Source organism: Mesorhizobium sp. M1409, assembly GCF_040317535.1.
Taxonomy (GTDB): domain Bacteria; phylum Pseudomonadota; class Alphaproteobacteria; order Rhizobiales; family Rhizobiaceae; genus Mesorhizobium.
The window spans coordinates 1-2,745 of record NZ_JAMYKV010000128.1 but is presented as its reverse complement, the minus strand read 5'-3'; the positions used below and the strand labels follow the sequence as shown (position 1 = coordinate 2,745).

3 protein-coding genes are annotated in these 2,745 nt (G+C 63.3%); all 3 read left to right on the top strand.

Annotated elements, in window-relative coordinates:
- The first annotated feature begins 152 nt into the window (after positions 1-152).
- Positions 153-590 carry an IS66-like element accessory protein TnpA gene (tnpA, locus tag NKG99_RS35570; RefSeq protein WP_352874130.1) on the top strand — a complete coding sequence of 146 codons (438 nt, stop codon included), beginning with the start codon at positions 153-155 and terminating at the stop codon, positions 588-590.
- Positions 587-937 (top strand): IS66 family insertion sequence element accessory protein TnpB, encoded by a 351-nt coding sequence (gene tnpB / locus NKG99_RS35565; RefSeq protein ID WP_214393793.1) that lies wholly within the window; start codon positions 587-589, stop codon positions 935-937. Before tnpA ends, tnpB begins: the two co-directional genes overlap by 4 nt.
- Before the next feature lie 71 nt (positions 938-1,008).
- Complete coding sequence (tnpC, locus tag NKG99_RS35560; RefSeq protein WP_352874128.1) at positions 1,009-2,592, top strand: IS66 family transposase; 1,584 nt, start codon at positions 1,009-1,011, stop codon at positions 2,590-2,592.
- Positions 2,593-2,745 lie beyond the last annotated feature (153 nt).

Below are 2,745 nucleotides of genomic sequence, written 5' to 3'. Positions count from 1 at the left end.
CTCCCGAGTGGTGTTTGTAACAACCACACATTCGCAAGAGCGGTGGCTGCTATCCAGTCGCCCATAGGATCTTCTCCCGCACGTGCTGGATCACCGTAAGCGGTGCGCCAAGGCACCTTGCAAGAGGCCGATGAACATGGAGTTTTCGCGCCATGACATTGGAACATGCAACGGGCGATATGGTCGCCGAGTTAAGCGGCGCCGCGGCGGCCGAAGATCTTACAACGGTGCCCGGGCGCGTGCGGCAACGAAGGCTGTGGAGTTGCACGGAGAAGCGCGCGTTGGTCGATCTGGCGAGCGCGGCGGGGTCGTCGGTGACCGAGGTCGCGGAGGCGTTCGGTGTAGCTCCGTCACAGCTCTATGCCTGGCGCAAGCAGATGGCCGGCGGCGAGCTCGAGGCCGATCGGGCGGTGGCAACTTTCGCGCGGATCGAAGTGAACGATCTGCCCGAGGTCGAGCGTCCCGTCGCCGATTGCCCGGACCCGGCCGGCAGGATCGTCGTGGCCTTTCCGAACGGCGCGCGATTGCGGATCGACGGGACCGTCGATCCGACAGCGCTGCGTATCGTCCTGGCGGAGTTGACCAGGTGATCACGGTGGTGCCGACCGACCGGATTTACCTTTGCTGCGGTGAGACCGATATGCGCCGCGGGATCAACAGCCTGGCGCGGATGGTGCAGCAGGTGCTCGCGCTCGACCCGCACACTGGCGCGATCTTCTGCTTCCGTGGACGCAAGGGTCATATCATCAAGATTCTAGCGCATGACGACCAGGGGTTCTGCCTTTTTACAAAACGGCTTTCCGATGGTTGTTTCGCCTGGCCGACCACCAAGGATCAGGTGACCGTGTCGCTCACCAAGGCACAGCTTTCGCTACTTTTGGACGGGATCGATTGGCGCCGGCCGAACAAGATTTATCGACCGCGTCTGGCCGGCTAAATTCGGCCGTTCTCATTGATTTTGTGTCGATTTTTCTTCCGTAGACGAGGTCTTTCGGGTATGTAATTTGGGTGTCGGAACAAGCTCCCTCAATCGCTGATTTCCTCGCCCGGATCGCCACTCTGGAGGCGGCCGTTTGTGCCCGTGACACCACCATCGCCGAACGGGATGAGCAGTTGCGAAGAGAGCGCGCCGAGGCCGCACTTCGCATCCAGCGCCTGCAGCTGCGGATCGATCGCTTCAACCGCAAAGCCTTCGGCCGCTCCTCCGAGAAGCTGGACCAGATGCGGCTTGAACTCGAAGATCTCGAGACCGATTTCGCCGCCAGCGCGCCCGATCTCGAACTGCCTATCGTCGCTGACACCGATAAGGTCCGGGTGTTGCCGGTGCGCAAGCTCAATCCGAACCTGCCGCGCAAGCGGATCGTTCGCGAGCCCTCTTGCGCATGCTGCCCGGGCTGCGGCGGCGACATGCGCGCCATGGGCCAAGATAGTGAGGAGATGCTCGATCTGGTCGCCCAAGCCTGGCAGGTGATGGAGACCGTTCGACCCAAGTACAGCTGCCGGACCTGCGATAAAATCATCCAGGCGCCGGCACCAGCCAAGGCCATTGCACGCGGCAAGCTCAGCTATGCCGCGCTTGCCCATATCATGATGGCCAAGTGGGGTTATTATCTGCCTTTCTACCGTCAGGTACAGATGATGGCCGCCAAGGGCGTCGATATCGAGCGATCCACGCTTGCGCGCAGCGCCGGCTACGCCGCCGCCTTGCTCGATCCGATCTACAACCGCATCCGTGAGATCGGCCGTACCCGAACCAAGATCCACACCGACGACACGCGGCTTCCGATCCTGGCGCCCGGCAACGGCAGGACACACAAGGGCGCGCTCTGGGTTTACGTTGCCGACGATCGCAACTCGGGTTCGCAGGAGCCGCCGATCGCCTGGTATCGCGCCACCATGGGCCGCGCCGGCGAGAGCGTGATGAGCGAGCTCGCCGGATTTACCGGGACGCTCCAGGCTGACGGTTTCAGCGGCTACAACCAGCTCTACAAGGGTGGCGCCATTCGAGAAGCTGCCTGCCTGGCCCATCTGCGTCGCAAGATATTCGACGTTCACGACAGCCAGCCGACCGAGCTCAGCACGACGGCGATGGCCGGTATCCAGGCGATCTACTGGATCGAGGAAGAGATACGGGGGCTGCCGCCCGCCGAGCGATTGGCCGCACGACGAAGGCGGACCCGACCACTGGTCCGCGCGCTGCGACGACAGCTCATGCGCCAGGGCAAGGGTTTGTCGCGCCATGCCGATATCGCGAAGGCCTTCGCCTATGGCACCAGGCGATGGCGCGCGTTCAATCGCTTCCTCTATGATGGCCAGCTCGAGCCCGACAACCTCATCGCGGAGCGCGCCATTCGCGGATTTACGGTCGGCAGGCGCAATTGGCTTTTCTCGGGCAGCTTCGCCGCGGCCGAGCGGTCAGCGGTCGTGCTCAGCATCATTGAGACCTGCAAGCTCTGCGGCGTCGATGCCGAAGCCTACATGGCCGATGTCACCGAGCGCATCCAGAACGACTGGCCAGCCTCGCGCTGGGACGAACTGATGCCGTGGAATTGGGTGCGCCGCCAAGCGATGCAGCTCTCCTTGGCGGCATGAGCGCGATCGATGACATGGCGCTGTCGGACGAGGCGCTCGAGGCCTGGATGGCCGTCAAGATCAACCGTCGCCCGCTGGTGCGGACCATGTCGGCGCTGGATGGCTTCGTAACGGCAGCGGTCACCGGGCCGCGGTTCCCGGACCCGCAAGACT

Bases quoted from the DNA above. Each gene is read 5' to 3' on its own strand.
- tnpA (WP_352874130.1), top strand. From the start codon at position 153: ATGACATTGGAACATGCAACGGGCGATATGGTCGCCGAGTTAAGCGGC.